The sequence below is a fragment of the Rhodoferax ferrireducens genome, assembly GCF_049302455.1.
Taxonomy (GTDB): domain Bacteria; phylum Pseudomonadota; class Gammaproteobacteria; order Burkholderiales; family Burkholderiaceae_C; genus Rhodoferax; species Rhodoferax ferrireducens_B.
On sequence record NZ_JBAQMD010000071.1, the window covers coordinates 1 to 13,091 of the forward strand.

Below are 13,091 nucleotides of genomic sequence, written 5' to 3' on the forward strand. Positions count from 1 at the left end.
AGCCCGGAACAAATAGCCACTGCGCGACAGGCGCCAAACCGATGCCAAATAGACGCGGCATCGCCGCAGAATAGGCCCAACTTTGAGTGACCGTCGTGTTGTGCCATTCGCTGTAAACGGTATAGCCCAGGCCAAGCTGAATTGTGATCAACGCAATTGTTTTGAATCGACTGTCTGGCCACTCCTGCCTTCCCGCCATGAGCAGGGAAAAGACCAAACTACACACGGCAATCAGCACATCACCCGCCGTGCAATGCAGCAAGGCGAAAACAATGTCGCGATGACTGCCCGTGGACCAGATCGTGTAAAGAGGCAACTGCAAAATTTCCCAGCAAAGATTGAGCAGCGTGACCAAAACCACGTAGGTTCTCAGCGTACCAAGCCATGCTGGCGAATTTATTGCAGACATTTTCAGCTCGATCTTTTTCGATGTTGACAGGGATTTTTCGCCCCTGTGATTGGTGTCAGAAAACACTGTCTGACATTCTATAAATCCATCTTGCCCGATCCATGGATCTTCTCAGCCGTTTCATTATGCAATCCTCTGGCTGTGCGCTGGCGCACGGACGGCGGCAAGATGCGGACGTAAATTGCTGATCATGAAATATTTCTTGAGCTCGCGACGAACACGGTACACCGCTGCCGTGATGTTGTTCGTCTGGCTGATGTCATTGGGAATAGGTGTTGCGAATGCTTGTCTTGTGCAGCAGAACCCCGCAGAGGACGAATTTTTAGGCCACACCCGTTCTGGGTTTACGTCTCAGGCGACTATCGAGCGCGAGCTGGCGCTGGACAATTTGGCCAAGGCCCACGTTCAAGCGGATGAGAACGACAGGTCGCCCGAAAAAAAGGCGTGCCTGAATTTCTGCGCGGCAGAACAAAACACCCTGGTCAAGGACCACGCAGACGCGCTTGTCGCCCAGGATATTGTCCCAGTGCTGTTTTTGACCTGGTTGCTGATGCCAGCGCTAGATCAGACTCCTCAGCCGGAGGCGTTCGGTAGTCCGACCTGGTCGGAGCCCTCCGTCTCCATCCGCTATTTGCGGCTCACTATTTGACCCCTCTTAAGCAGGCCTTCTGCTGCGCGGACTGATCCGTTCGGCGGTGCGCCTGCATCCTCTTTCGGATGGCCGTTTTGGGCCATGCCGGAACGCTTCCTTCTTGTCGTATTGACTTTCGCAATTGGAGTTCACCATGTCTCACCTTCGTGACACCGGACTGACTATTTTTCGTATGACTGTCAGGAGGATCGCATGGCTGCGCTGATCGACGTGAAGAAATGCAGGGTGTTGCGAGCAGCACCGCGACTGATGCAAATCATGCGCGTGTTCGCCCGGCACAAGTTTCTGGGAGCCCTGTTCGGCCGGGGACACTGGCCGACGCCGAAGGAGGTACGGGAAACCTTCGAGGAGCTCGGGCTGGTCTTTCTCAAATTCGGACAGGTGCTCGCGTTGCGGCGTGACCTGCTGCCGACGGCCTACATTGAAGAGCTGGAGTTGCTGCACGACCAGTTGCCGGCGATGGATATTGACATGGTGCGCGCGACGGTCGAAGCCGAACTGGGCGCCCCGTTGACCAAGTTTTTCTCCGCGTTCGGCGAGACGCCGCTTGCCGCTGCCACCATCGCCCAGGTGCATGAGGCGACACTGTTGAACGGACGTCATGTGGCTGTGAAGGTGCAGCGGCCCTGCCTTAAATCAATCATCGCCACGGATATCGCGGCGCTGAATTCCCTGGTCGTGCTGGGAGAGGGGTTTTTCCCGAGTCTGCGTGCCCTCGACCTCCCGGTTGTCGTGCGTGAGTTGGCCAACAGCCTGCACCGGGAAACTGATTTTGGCCGTGAAGCGCGTTCCATCGTGCTCATTCGCGCCGCGCTGGCCGACGTTCCCGATCTCTGGATACCGGATGTCATCGCTTCGTGCTCGGGAGAAACCGTGCTGACGATGGAGTACTCGCCCGGCGAACGGGTCGATCTCTACGCCAAGTCCCACCCGCAAGCGATGCCGCGGGTAGTCAACACCCTGGTCAAGCTGATGCTGCATTCGATCTTCGAAGAGGGGCTGTTTCATGCCGACCCGCATCCCGGCAATGTCTTCGTTCTGCCGGACGGGCGGCTCTCCCTGCTCGACTTCGGGAATACCGGCGACCTTGACGAGCCGATGCGTGAGTCGCTGACACTGCTTCTCGAAGCCGTCGTCAAAGGCGACGCGCGGGCCGCCACCGAGGCCTATCTGGAAATGGCGCCGGCGAACGAAAAGGTCAATCATATGGCGCTGTTGGTGGACATCAAGGCCGTGCTTTATGAAATCCGCAGGACCAATCTGGAGGATGTTTCAATCGGGAATGCGTTCGAGGCACTGCTGCGCGCCGGAAGCCGCAACGGAGTCCACAACCCCGGTGAGTTTGTCCTGCTGACGCGTGCTTTCGCCATCCTGGAGTCGATGATCGGCCTGCTCGCCCCGGGCTACAACCACATGGAATCGTTTCGCGAGGAGATCTCGCGCCTGACTGCGCAGCACTTCTCGCCGGAGCGGATAAAGGAAAAGACCACGAAGCTGGCACGCGAAATGGAGCGCCTGGTCACCGAGGCTCCGGGCGACACGCGGCGCGTCCTGCGGCGTTTCGCCGAAGGCAATCTGGGTCGGCTGCCAGGTTTGGAGGCCGTGGGACGCCGCTTCAACCGCAATCTCGAGCGGCTCACGGGTGCCATCGCTTTCGCGGCGCTCGTGATCGGTGGCTCCATGCTGTTGATGACTCCGATGGGCGGCTGGCATGACACGCTGGGCAACACCATGATCATCAGCGGGTTTGTCGGCATTGTCATCATCTATATTCGTGCCCTGCGTCGCGATCCTGACCAACGCTAACGCGCGTCTAAATTGAGCGATAGCCTCTACTTCTTTGACAAGACGCAAACGCCCGGCGCCAACACGTGTGACGATGAGCCAGGTCCGCACCTGTATCGCTCAGGAACGCCCATGGAACGTGAAGCCACACTGTACGAAATACTGGAAGTCAGTCCACACGCCAGCGCCCAGGTCATCAGGGCGGCCTACCGCTGCCTGGCCCAATGCAATCACCCTGATAAAAACCCAGGCAGCGCGGCCGCCAGCGAACGCCAGGCGCAGATCAACTTCGCCTATGGCATTTTGTCGGATCCGGGCAAGCGTCGGCGCTATGACCAGCGCATCGGGGCGCAGCAGGAGTCTGACATTGAGCGTCGCGGCAGCGACCACGCGATGCCGGCACACCCGAAGGCCATGGATGACACACCACCGGTGTCGCGGGCCTTTGTCTTTCGGCCGTTTAAATAGGACCCCGGCAGGCGCTTGCTGTTTCGGCTCAGCTGGATCCGTTGAGCCGGTTGAAGCTGCTCAGCAAATGCGGCACAAACGCCGTTTTGTAGCCCAGGTTGCCCGCCATGGTGTACACATTGTGGACGGTATCGCCGATGAACGACACGGCCTGGGCCTCTCCGGTCATCTGGGCGTAGTAGTGCATGTCCTTGTGCGCGTTGGCCAGCGAGAAGCGGAACAGCTGATCGTTGCCCTCCAGCACGTAAGGGCGAAAACGCTGGAACGCCGTGCTGTTGGCGCCGCCGGAGGCGATCACATCGCACAGCACCTCCAGATTGACCCCGGTCTTGCTGGCGCACGAAAAAGCCTCGGCCAGAATGGCCGCGTTGCCCAGCACCACGAACTGGTGCAGCAGCTTGGTGGTATGCCCGGCGCTGACGGCCCCGCAGTAAAAGATGTTCTCTGCAAACAAGGCAAACACCGGGCGAACGCTCGTCAGCACCTCCGGGTCGCCCCCCACCAGCAGGTTGAGCTTGCCTTCGTCGGCATGCTTGGGCGTACCGGTCATGGCCGCATCCAGGAACCTGCCCCCTTTGGCCGCAATGGCCTGGGCCACGCGCCGGGTGGAGTCGGGCAGCGAGGTCGAGCAGTCCACCACCACGCAGCCGGTCTTGAGGGTCTGCAGGATGCCGGTGTCGCCAAATACCACCTCTTCAACTTGCGGCGAACCGGTGACACAGATGATGATGACATCGGCTGTTGCCGCCACCTCGGCGGCGGTTTTGAGCGGCTGTGCGCCGTGCGCCAGCAGGTCGGCGCAGCGCTCCTCATCCGCCTTCTTGCGGATCAGCAGCGTCACCGGATGACCCTTGGCCAGCACATGTTTGGCCATACCACAGCCCATCATGCCGACGCCGATAAAGCCGACCTTCAGGCTGGATGTTGAATCGCTCATCGTTTCTTTCCTTGTTTTGACTTGACTGGTATTTGGGATAGATCGGCCAGAATTTCACCTGGCTCGCAACGCAAGCTGCTCGTCACAGGTAGGGCTTGAGCCAGCCCAGTCCAGCCGACGTGCCGCCGGGCTTCATGCCGGCCTGCGGCCGGTACTCACAACCGACCCAGCCGGTGTAGCCCAATTCGTCCAGTACCGAGAACAGGTAGGGGTAATTCAGCTCGCCCAGATCGGGCTCATGGCGCTGCGGCACGCCGGCAATCTGGACATGGCCGACGTTGCCGGTGGGCAGGTACTGGCGCATTTTCATCGCCAGGTCGCCTTCAACGATCTGGCAGTGGTAGAGGTCCATCTGCACCTTGAGGTTGGGCGCGCCCACCTCGGCCAGCACCGCGTGCGCGTCGTCCTGGCGGTTCAGGTAGAAGCCGGGAATGTCGCGCGTGTTGATCGGCTCGATCAGCACATCCACCCCTTGCTTGGCCGCCTCCAGCGCAGCCCAGCGCAATTGGCTGACGTAGGTGGGGCGCAGCGTCGCACGCTCGCTGCCCGCGGGCAACAGCCCGGCCATGACATGAACGCGCGGGCAGTCCAGTGCGGCTGCGTAGTCGAGGGCTTTGCCGATACCGGCACGGAACTCGGCTTCGCGCCCAGGCAGGCACGCCAGACCGCGCTCGCCGGCATCCCAATCGCCGGGCGGCGCGTTGAACAGCACCTGCTGCAGGCCATGGGCCCTGAGGCGGGCCGCGATTTCGCGGCTCTTATAGGCATAGGGAAAAAGATATTCGACCGCCTTGAAGCCGTCTTGGGCGGCGGCCGCAAAACGGTCCAGAAAATCGAGCTCGGGGTAGAGCATGGAAAGGTTGGCTGCAAATTTAGGCATAGGGTTCACCAGCGGGCGCCGAAGGTTTGGCGCAGTTCGTTAATTTGGGATTCGGTCAGGGGCTCGGGTGCCAATGCACTCAGGCTTACCAGCCGGGCGGTTTCTTCAAGTTCTTCCAGCGTAGCCATGGCAGCGGCGGGCGAGTCGTGCCAGACATTGGGGCCCAGGCGCTCCAGCATGACGGCGCGGATCGGTGTGCCGGCTTGGCCATAACGCGAAATAGCCTGCGCCACCAGTTGCGCCGCCTCGGGCGCCCCGGGGCGGTGGTAGGCAATCACGGGCACGTGCCCTACCTTCATCACAAAGTAGGGCGTCACGGCAGGCAGCAGCTCCTTGTTGCCGGGCTGCAGCGTCAGTGCCACGCAGTGCGTGCTGTGGGTGTGGATCACACACCGGGTATTTGGATAAAATTGGGCTGTAGCCCTGTAGATATGGGCATGCAATGCTATAGTTTTGCTAGCTTTGTCGCCGCTCAGCTGCTGCGCCTGCGCGTCCAGTCGCGCCAGCCGGGCCGGGTCGAGAAAACCCAGGCAGGCATCGGTCGGCGTGATCAGGAAGCCACCACCTTCTGACTCATCCAGCCGCACGCTGATATTGCCGGCGGTGGCGTGCACGTAGCCGCGCTCGAACAGGCTGCGCCCGACACGGCAGATTTCCTCGCGGGCTTGTGATTCAGTCATGCCAGCAACGCAAAAGCTTTGCCGAAGAAGTCATCGGCGCCAAAGTTGCCGGACTTCAGCGTCAGGTGCAGGCCCGCCCCAGGTGCGGCGTCGGCTTGGGCATGGCACCAGGGCACACCGGGGTCGATTTGCGGGCCGATCTTCATTTGCGTGATGTTCAAAGCCTGCACGCAGGCGCCCGAGGTCTCGCCACCGGCCACGACCAGCTGGCGCACGCCAAGCGCCACCAAACCGCGCGCGATCGCGGCCAGGGTTCGCTCCACCATCGCGCCGGCTTCTTCCACGCCGAGCTGCGCTTGCACCGCCTTGACCGCATTGGAATCAGCGGTCGAATAAATCAGCACGGGACCCTGGCGCAGCAGCGGCGCGGCCCAAGTCAGCGCCTGCGTCGTCACATCGACCCCGGCGGCGATCTGCAAGGCGTCGACATCGAAGGCCGGCCGGCCCGCCTGGATAAAGGCCAGCACCTGCCGATTGGTCGCCAGCGAGCAGCTACCGGACACGACCGCCTGCAAGCCAGTGGCGGCGGGCAGGGCACTGGCAGCATTCGAAGGCGCAATCCCGAAATTGGCGGGCAGGCCAATGGCGACCCCCGAGCCGCCCGTTACCAGCGGCATGCCGCCGAGCGCGCAGCCCAGGCGCAGCAGGTCATCGTTGGAGATGGCGTCCACGATGGCCAGGCCGACCCCCTGCGCACGTAGCTGGTCGATGCGCGTGCGAATCGCGGCCTCGCCCTGCGCCACCACCTTGTAGTCGATCAGGCCCACCTGGCGGCGGCACTGCCCCTGCAGCACGCGCACCAGGTTGGCGTCCGTCATGGGGGTGAGCGGGTGGTTTTGCATGCCGCTCTCGTTGAGCAGCACGTCGCCGACAAACAGATGGCCCTTGAATACGGTGCGCTGGTTGTCCGGGAAGGCCGGCGTGGCGATGCTGAAGTCGGTCCCGAGCGCGTCCATCAGGGCCTCCGCCACCGGGCCGATATTGCCTTGCGCCGTGCTGTCAAAGGTGGAGCAGTACTTGAAGTAGATTTGCTGCGCGCCCTGCGCCTGCAGCCAGCGCAGCGCCGCCAGCGACTGCGCAATGGCTTCATCCACAGGCAAGGTGCGCGACTTGAGGGCTACCACCACGGCGTTGGCATCGGCGTCGAGCGGCTGCGCTGGTACGCCCATTGCCTGCACGACGCGCATACCGGCGCGCACCAGGTTGTTGGCCAGATCGGTGGCGCCGGTGAAGTCGTCGGCAATGCAGCCGAGCAAGATTTTCTTCATGATTTCTTGGGCAGTTCAATGCCGGGAAATATCTTGATGACTGCGCTGTCGTCCTCGCGCGCGAAGCCCGCCGTGGACGCTTGCATGAACATCTGGTGCGCCGTGCTGGACAGCGGCAGCGGAAACTTGCTGGCGCGCGCCACATCCAGCACCAGCCCCAGGTCTTTGACAAAAATATCCACCGCCGACAGCGGCGTGTAGTCGCCGCTGAGCACATGGGCCATGCGGTTCTCGAACATCCAGCTGTTGCCCGCGCTGTGGGTGATCACCTCGTACAGTGCCTTGGCGTCCACACCCTCGCGCAAGCCCAGTGCCATGGCCTCGGCCGCAGCGGCGATGTGCACGCCAGCCAGCAGTTGGTTGATGATTTTGACCTTGCTGCCGGCGCCGGCCTGGTCACCGAGCCGGTAGACCTTGGCCGCCATGGCGTCGAGCAGTGGCCCGACCGCGGCATAGGCCTCGGGTTTGCCCGCGGTCATCATGGTCATCTCGCCACTGGCGGCCTTGGCGGCGCCACCGGAAATGGGGGCGTCGATGTAGAAAATGCCCAGCGCAGCGAGGCGCGCCTCCAGCGCAATCGACCAGTTGGGGTCCACGGTGGAGCACATCACAAACACGCTGCCGCGCTTCATGGCCGCAGCGCAGCCGCCGTCGCCAAACAGCACGCTTTCGGTCTGCGCGGCGTTGACCACCACCGACACAATGACGCTGCACTGCGCCGCCAGTTCGGCCGGTGACGCGCAGGCCACGCCGCCGTCGGCGGCAAAGGCTTGCGCCGCCTCGGCACGCACGTCGAACACATGCACCTGGCTGCCATGGCGGCGCAGCGAGCGCGCCATGCCACTGCCCATGGCCCCCAGGCCGATCACACCTACGTTGGTTGTCATTGGTTCTTTCCTTCCATTCGAAGTCGGTTCGACATCATCGCTGTTTCAGCCCTAATTTATAAGGTTATCATACAAATTCAAAAAGCCTTCGGCATCCGGGTTTACCCCAAACTGCCGGCCCGTCAGCTTCGCGGCGGCAGGCCGGAGACCAGCGGGCTGGCCAACTGCACGCCCGCCTGCTGCCAAAACGCCGGGTCAGCCTGCTCAATGCGCAGGATGGCGTTGTCCATATGCCGCGCCGCGGCCTTGCGCGCCGCGGCGGCGTCGCCGGCTTCAATGGCGTGCAAAATCTTGTCATGCTCGGCACGCACCTGGCGCGCGAAGTCGGCCCGGCGCGCTTCATTGGCACGCGTGACGCGGGTAGCCCCGCGCAGGAACTGGCCCAGGTATTCCAGCGTGCCGATCAGAAAGGGGTTGCGCGCGGCCTCCGCAATGGCGCGGTGGTATTGCACGTCTTCGTCCACGCCGTCGCCACCGGCTTGCACCGCCTTGTCCAGTAGCGCAATGGCTTTGCCGATGCGCTTGATGTCGGCCTGGCTGCGCCGTTGCGCCGCCAGCCCGGCCACCTCGGCCTCCAGCGCGCGGCGCACCTCCACCATCTGGATCACCGCTTGTCTGGAGACGGCTGACTTGGCATCAAAATTGAGCGGCGAAAAACCCACTTCCTTGACATACACACCACTGCCTTGCCGTGAATCGACCAAGCCCAGCGACTTGAGCCGCGAAACCGCTTCCCGCACCACCGTGCGGCTGACAGAAAACTGGTCCACCAGCGCCGCCTCGGTTGGCAGCTTGGCCCCCACGGCCAGCCGTCCGGCCCGGATCTCGGCTGCCAGCACATCCGCGACCTGATCGGAAAGATAGGCGCCGGGCGTGATGGGCTTGAACTGTGCAGTGACGGGAGGACTTGAATTCATCGTGTGACTCTGTCGGCCGGCAGGCGCTCACCTGCCGGGTCGGGTGCCAACTATCTGTTGTAAACGAGATCGCGCAGTGTCAGTGAGAGAGCTGGCACGTAGGAAATCACCATCAGGCAGGCCAGCACCACCAGCACGAACGGGATCAGGTCCTTGACCATGCGGTCCAGCGAGATGCGCGCCACGGTGCAAGCGGCAAACAGGTTGACGCCGAATGGCGGCGTGATCATGCCCAAAGCCAGGTTCACCACCATGATCAGGCCAAAGTGCACCGGATCAATGCCAAAGTGGATGGCCACCGGCGCCAGGATCGGGGCGAGCACAATGATGGCAGCACCGGTCTCGATGAACATGCCAATAAGAAATAGTGCCGCATTGACGCCCAGCAGGAAATAGGTGGGTGACTTGAGCACATCCTGCAGCCAGATGCCAATCGCCTCCGGCACGCCGGCACGCGTGATCAGGAACGCAAACAGCCCGGCGTTGGCAATGATGAACATGATCACCGCCGACGACAGCACCGACTTGCGCAGGATCAGGTAGAGGTCAGGGAACTTGATCTCGCGGTAGATCACCAGACCCACCATCAGCGCGTAAAACACCGCCACCGCCGAGGCCTCGGTCGGGGTGAAAATGCCACCGTAAATACCGCCCAGAATAATGACCGGCATCAGCAGCGCCCAACCGGCCTTCCAGGTCGCCTTGCCGACCGACAGACGGCCGTCGCCGTCGTTCTTGCCCCAGCCCTTGTACTTGCAGTAAGCCCAGACAAACAGCATCAGCGCGCCACTGATGAACAGGCCCGGACCAAAACCGGCGATGAACAGTTCGCCAATGGAGACTTCAGCGCTGACACCATACAGAATCATCGGGATCGAGGGCGGGATGATGACGCCGAGCTCGGCACTGGTGGCCTGCAAGGCCGCCGCCCAGGTGGTCGGGTAACCATGCTTCATGAGCGCCGGAATCAGGATGGTACCAATGGCGAACGTGGTGGCCACCGACGAGCCGGACACCGATGCGAAGATCATGCAGGTCAGCACGCAGGTCATCGGCAGGCCGCCCTGCACGCCGCCCACCAGGCTCTTGGCAAAGTCCACCAGGCGGCGCGAAATGCCGCCGGTTTCCATGATGTTGCCGGCCAGGATGAAAAACGGGATGGCGGCCAACGGGAATTTGTTGATGGCGTTGAACATCTCCTTCACGGAGATCAGCATGTGGGCGTTGGACGCCTGGATGCCCAGGATCGAGGCCAGTCCGATCGACACGGCCACGGAAACAGTGAGGGCAAAGCACAGCACCATGGTGCTTAACATCACGGCGGTCATACTGCGGTCTCCAATTCAAGACGCTGGGTGTCCAGCAGATTACCGAAGATGCCGATCAGGCTGAACAAGCCGCCCACCGGCATGGCGAGGTAGGCCCAGAACATCGATACGCTTTCCAGTCCGGCCATGGTTTGCACCTTGCCACGCACGGCATAGTCCCAGCCCCACCAGATGATGATGCAAATCAAGCCGGTGGCGGCGAGGCACACCACCCAGTCGAGCAAACGGCGCATGCGTGGCGGGCTCCAGCGGTAGAGCACATCGACACTCACCATGGCACCCTGGCGAAACGCCGTCGGAATACCCAGAAACACCATCCAGATCAGGCTGAAACGAATCAACACTTCGGTCCATTCGGCGGGTATTTCAAGCACGAAGCGGGTGATGATCTGGAACATGGCCAGACTGGCCGCCAGCAGCAGCATGGCACAGGCGGTGTACAACGACAGCCCGCTGGTCCACCGCTCCAGCCGGAGAAAATTTTCTTTCATTGCAATATCAGCCTGAAATGGGGAGTTATAAAAAAACACCCGAAAGCTTGCGCGCTTCGGGTGTCAGCAGCTACAAAATCAGCAGCAATTATTTGTAGTTGCGGATCTTGTCCATATTGGCTTTGCCGAACTGCTTTTCGAAGTCAGCGTACACCGGTGCAAGCTTGGCGACGAACTTGGATTTGTCCACGTTCTCTGTCACCTCCATACCCTTGCCGCGCAGGTAAGTCACGCCCATGGCATCGTCGGCGTCAACCCGGGCCCGGTTGGCCTTGACGGCCACCTTGGCGGCTTCCAGAAATACCTTCTGGTCGGCCGGGCTGAGCTTGTCGAACGCTGCCTTGTTCATCAAAAAGATGGCGGGTGAATAGACGTGGCCGGTCAGTGACACGTACTTTTGCACCTGGTCCAATTTGGCTGCCATGATCACGGACAAGGGGTTTTCCTGGCCGTCGACCGTGCCCTGCTGCAGCGCGGTGAACACCTCGGCCATGGCCATCGGCGTGGTCACAATGCCCAAGCCTTTGTAGGCGGCAACGTGCACCGGGTTTTCCATGGTGCGAATCTTGAGGCCCTTGAGGTCATCCGGGGTCTTGATGGTGTGCTTGCTGTTGGTCATGTTGCGCATGCCGTTCTCGCCCCAGGCCAAAGCCTTGAAACCCTTGGAATCGAACTTGGCCAGCATGTCCTGGCCGATCGGGCCGTCCAGCACGGCACGGGCATGCGCCTTGTCGCGAAACAAGAAGGGAACGTCCAAAATCTTGGCTTCCGGCACAAAGTTGGGCACCGGGCCGGTGGATGTGAAAGTCAGCTCCTGCGTGCCCAGCTGAACGGCTTCGATCGATTCACGCTCACTGCCGAGTGAAGCGTTGTAAAAAGTCTCGATTTTGTAGCGACCTTTGGTTTGTGTCCCAACTTCCTTGGCGAAGGTGTCGATGGCAATGCCTTGGTGCGAATTTTGCGCGATGGCAATGTTGATCTTCATGACGGTCTGGGCTCCGGCGGTGGCCGCTAGACCCAGGGCCAAAGACAGGCCAATAACCAGTTTTCTCAATTTCATCAAAAGTCTCCTCAGTTGGGAAGGGTGGCAAAAGTTATCATACAACTTGTGTATTGTTATCTGATTGGCAGCTTGATGGCATAGGTATTTTCCCTGATGTACTCGCGAATAATGTCGTCAAAGCTATCTTCGGGCAACAGACCCAGACCGCTGGCGCGCACTGCGTGGATGCGGGCCGGCCAGGTCTTGACGATGTTGCGGATGGCCGGGTCGGGCGTCCAGTCGATCAGAGCGGTAGCCGCCGTGCCCGCTACGCGCTCCAGCGCCGCCGCCATCTCGCCGGGGGTGGTGGTCAGGGCCGGCAAAGTCAGGGCCGTTCGGGGGCCCCAGGCCTGGTCGGAGGCCTCGGCCGCACGGATCAGGCCCTGGATGGTGCGCGCCGGGGACGACAGCGCGACGGGGGTGTCGGCTGGCACCGGGCAGGTCGCTCGGACACCGGCCAGGGGCTCACGCAGCATGCCGCTCAAAAAGCTCGATGCAGCGCCGTTGGGTGTGCCGGGGCGAACGCTGACGGTCATCAAACGCACGCTGCGGCCCTGAACAAAACCTTTGCGCGTGTAGTCGGCCACCAGTTGTTCACCAATGAATTTCTGGATGCCGTAGCTGCTCTGCGGTGTCGGCAGGGTGTTGTCTTCAATGGCGCTCGGCAACGGCTGTTCCGGGGTGTCGCCAAAAACGGCCAGCGAACTGGCAAACACCAGGATGGGCTTGGTCTGCAAGGCGCGACAGGCGCCCAGCAAGGCCAGCGTGGCGGCAAAATTGCTGCGCATGCCGAGATCAAAATCGGCCTCGCATTCACCGCTGACCGCCGCCGCGAGATGAAAAACAATAGCGGTATCCTTAGCAACGACGGGGGCTGCAGCGCTTTTATCTTCAAGAAGTTCATTCAGGTCCCCGATCAGCGCAGACACGCGGGCGTCGGCCCTCAAGTCGTCTGGTGGCGCGGCGCGGTCCACCAGGGTGATGCGGCTGATCTCCACGGGCGCGGCACCCGCGAGCGACAGCTGCCCCTGGGCCAGCAGCGTGCGTGCAAGACGCACGCCCAAAAACCCGGCACCGCCGGTGATCACGATATGACAGGGCCCAGTAGCCTGAGCGGATGGCTTCAACATGGTGGTTTCCTAAGTAATGAATAGTTCAACTGGCAATATAGGTTGTTTTCACGGTGGTGAAAAACTCTTGCGCATAACGGCCCTGCTCATGCGAGCCGTAGCTCGATCCCTTGCGGCCACCAAACGGCACGTGGTAGTCGACACCGGCGGTCGGCAGGTTCACCATCACCATGCCGGCCTGACTATGCCGCTTGAAGTGGCTCGCGTACTTGAGCGA

15 protein-coding genes are annotated in these 13,091 nt (G+C 61.5%); 3 read left to right on the plus strand and 12 right to left on the minus strand.

What is annotated here, in order from left to right; genetic code table 11:
* On the minus strand, positions 1 to 475 hold a 475-nt coding region (locus tag WA157_RS12600; protein ID WP_422621286.1), incomplete at its 3' end, for a hypothetical protein.
* 169 nt (positions 476 to 644) lie between these two features.
* On the opposite strand from WA157_RS12600, the gene WA157_RS12605 reads away from it, so the two are divergent.
* The 3 genes from WA157_RS12605 (at position 645) to WA157_RS12615 (ending at position 3,314) form a co-directional block, all read left to right on the plus strand.
* Positions 645 to 1,058, plus strand: coding sequence for a hypothetical protein (locus WA157_RS12605; RefSeq protein WP_422621287.1), 414 nt, complete (start codon positions 645 to 647; stop codon positions 1,056 to 1,058).
* A gap of 195 nt (positions 1,059 to 1,253) precedes the next feature.
* The gene (locus tag WA157_RS12610) at positions 1,254 to 2,867 is read left to right on the plus strand and encodes an ABC1 kinase family protein (protein ID WP_422621288.1); all 1,614 of its coding nucleotides are present in this window, start codon (positions 1,254 to 1,256) and stop codon (positions 2,865 to 2,867) included.
* A 111-nt stretch (positions 2,868 to 2,978) separates the two neighbouring features.
* Positions 2,979 to 3,314, plus strand: coding sequence for a J domain-containing protein (locus WA157_RS12615; protein ID WP_422621289.1), 336 nt, complete (start codon positions 2,979 to 2,981; stop codon positions 3,312 to 3,314).
* Between the two features lie 28 nt (positions 3,315 to 3,342).
* Here WA157_RS12615 and WA157_RS12620 read toward each other — a convergent pair whose 3' ends face one another.
* From WA157_RS12620 to WA157_RS12670, 11 genes are all read right to left on the minus strand, one after another.
* Positions 3,343 to 4,290 (minus strand): NAD(P)-dependent oxidoreductase, encoded by a 948-nt coding sequence (locus tag WA157_RS12620; protein ID WP_422621300.1) that lies wholly within the window; start codon positions 4,288 to 4,290, stop codon positions 3,343 to 3,345.
* Between the two features lie 43 nt (positions 4,291 to 4,333).
* Positions 4,334 to 5,131, minus strand: coding sequence for a 2-oxo-tetronate isomerase (gene otnI / locus WA157_RS12625; protein WP_422621290.1), 798 nt, complete (start codon positions 5,129 to 5,131; stop codon positions 4,334 to 4,336).
* 5 nt (positions 5,132 to 5,136) lie between these two features.
* Positions 5,137 to 5,811, minus strand: a complete 675-nt coding sequence (locus WA157_RS12630; protein ID WP_422621291.1) for an aldolase — start codon at positions 5,809 to 5,811, stop codon at positions 5,137 to 5,139.
* Positions 5,808 to 7,079 carry a 3-oxo-tetronate kinase gene (gene otnK / locus WA157_RS12635; protein WP_422621292.1) on the minus strand — a complete coding sequence of 424 codons (1,272 nt, stop codon included), beginning with the start codon at positions 7,077 to 7,079 and terminating at the stop codon, positions 5,808 to 5,810. The genes WA157_RS12630 and otnK overlap by 4 nt, the downstream gene beginning before the upstream one ends.
* Complete coding sequence (gene ltnD / locus WA157_RS12640; protein ID WP_422621293.1) at positions 7,076 to 7,966, minus strand: L-threonate dehydrogenase; 891 nt, start codon at positions 7,964 to 7,966, stop codon at positions 7,076 to 7,078. Before ltnD ends, otnK begins: the two co-directional genes overlap by 4 nt.
* 122 nt (positions 7,967 to 8,088) lie before the next feature.
* Positions 8,089 to 8,883 (minus strand): FadR/GntR family transcriptional regulator, encoded by a 795-nt coding sequence (locus tag WA157_RS12645; protein ID WP_422621294.1) that lies wholly within the window; start codon positions 8,881 to 8,883, stop codon positions 8,089 to 8,091.
* A gap of 50 nt (positions 8,884 to 8,933) precedes the next feature.
* Positions 8,934 to 10,211 carry a TRAP transporter large permease gene (locus tag WA157_RS12650; protein ID WP_422621295.1) on the minus strand — a complete coding sequence of 426 codons (1,278 nt, stop codon included), beginning with the start codon at positions 10,209 to 10,211 and terminating at the stop codon, positions 8,934 to 8,936.
* A complete protein-coding gene (locus WA157_RS12655) occupies positions 10,208 to 10,702 on the minus strand; it encodes a TRAP transporter small permease (RefSeq protein WP_422621296.1) in 495 nt (164 codons plus the stop codon). Before WA157_RS12655 ends, WA157_RS12650 begins: the two co-directional genes overlap by 4 nt.
* Positions 10,703 to 10,790: 88 nt before the next feature.
* Positions 10,791 to 11,762 carry a TRAP transporter substrate-binding protein gene (locus WA157_RS12660; RefSeq protein WP_422621297.1) on the minus strand — a complete coding sequence of 324 codons (972 nt, stop codon included), beginning with the start codon at positions 11,760 to 11,762 and terminating at the stop codon, positions 10,791 to 10,793.
* Between the two features lie 56 nt (positions 11,763 to 11,818).
* On the minus strand, positions 11,819 to 12,874 hold the full coding sequence (gene denD, locus WA157_RS12665) for a D-erythronate dehydrogenase (RefSeq protein ID WP_422621298.1): 1,056 nt from the start codon (positions 12,872 to 12,874) through the stop codon (positions 11,819 to 11,821).
* Positions 12,875 to 12,899: 25 nt separating this feature from the next.
* Positions 12,900 to 13,091, minus strand: a 192-nt coding sequence (locus WA157_RS12670; RefSeq protein ID WP_422621299.1) for an aldehyde dehydrogenase family protein, incomplete at its 5' end; no start/stop codon positions are given.

Bases quoted from the DNA above. Each gene is read 5' to 3' on its own strand.
- WA157_RS12610 (WP_422621288.1), top strand. From the start codon at position 1,254: ATGGCTGCGCTGATCGACGTGAAGAAATGCAGGGTGTTGCGAGCAGCA.
- WA157_RS12615 (WP_422621289.1), top strand. From the start codon at position 2,979: ATGGAACGTGAAGCCACACTGTACGAAATACTGGAAGTCAGTCCACAC.
- otnI (WP_422621290.1), bottom strand. From the start codon at position 5,131: ATGCCTAAATTTGCAGCCAACCTTTCCATGCTCTACCCCGAGCTCGAT.
- WA157_RS12630 (WP_422621291.1), bottom strand. From the start codon at position 5,811: ATGACTGAATCACAAGCCCGCGAGGAAATCTGCCGTGTCGGGCGCAGC.
- otnK (WP_422621292.1), bottom strand. From the start codon at position 7,079: ATGAAGAAAATCTTGCTCGGCTGCATTGCCGACGACTTCACCGGCGCC.
- ltnD (WP_422621293.1), bottom strand. From the start codon at position 7,966: ATGACAACCAACGTAGGTGTGATCGGCCTGGGGGCCATGGGCAGTGGC.
- WA157_RS12645 (WP_422621294.1), bottom strand. From the start codon at position 8,883: ATGAATTCAAGTCCTCCCGTCACTGCACAGTTCAAGCCCATCACGCCC.
- WA157_RS12650 (WP_422621295.1), bottom strand. From the start codon at position 10,211: ATGACCGCCGTGATGTTAAGCACCATGGTGCTGTGCTTTGCCCTCACT.
- WA157_RS12655 (WP_422621296.1), bottom strand. From the start codon at position 10,702: ATGAAAGAAAATTTTCTCCGGCTGGAGCGGTGGACCAGCGGGCTGTCG.
- WA157_RS12660 (WP_422621297.1), bottom strand. From the start codon at position 11,762: ATGAAATTGAGAAAACTGGTTATTGGCCTGTCTTTGGCCCTGGGTCTA.
- denD (WP_422621298.1), bottom strand. From the start codon at position 12,874: ATGTTGAAGCCATCCGCTCAGGCTACTGGGCCCTGTCATATCGTGATC.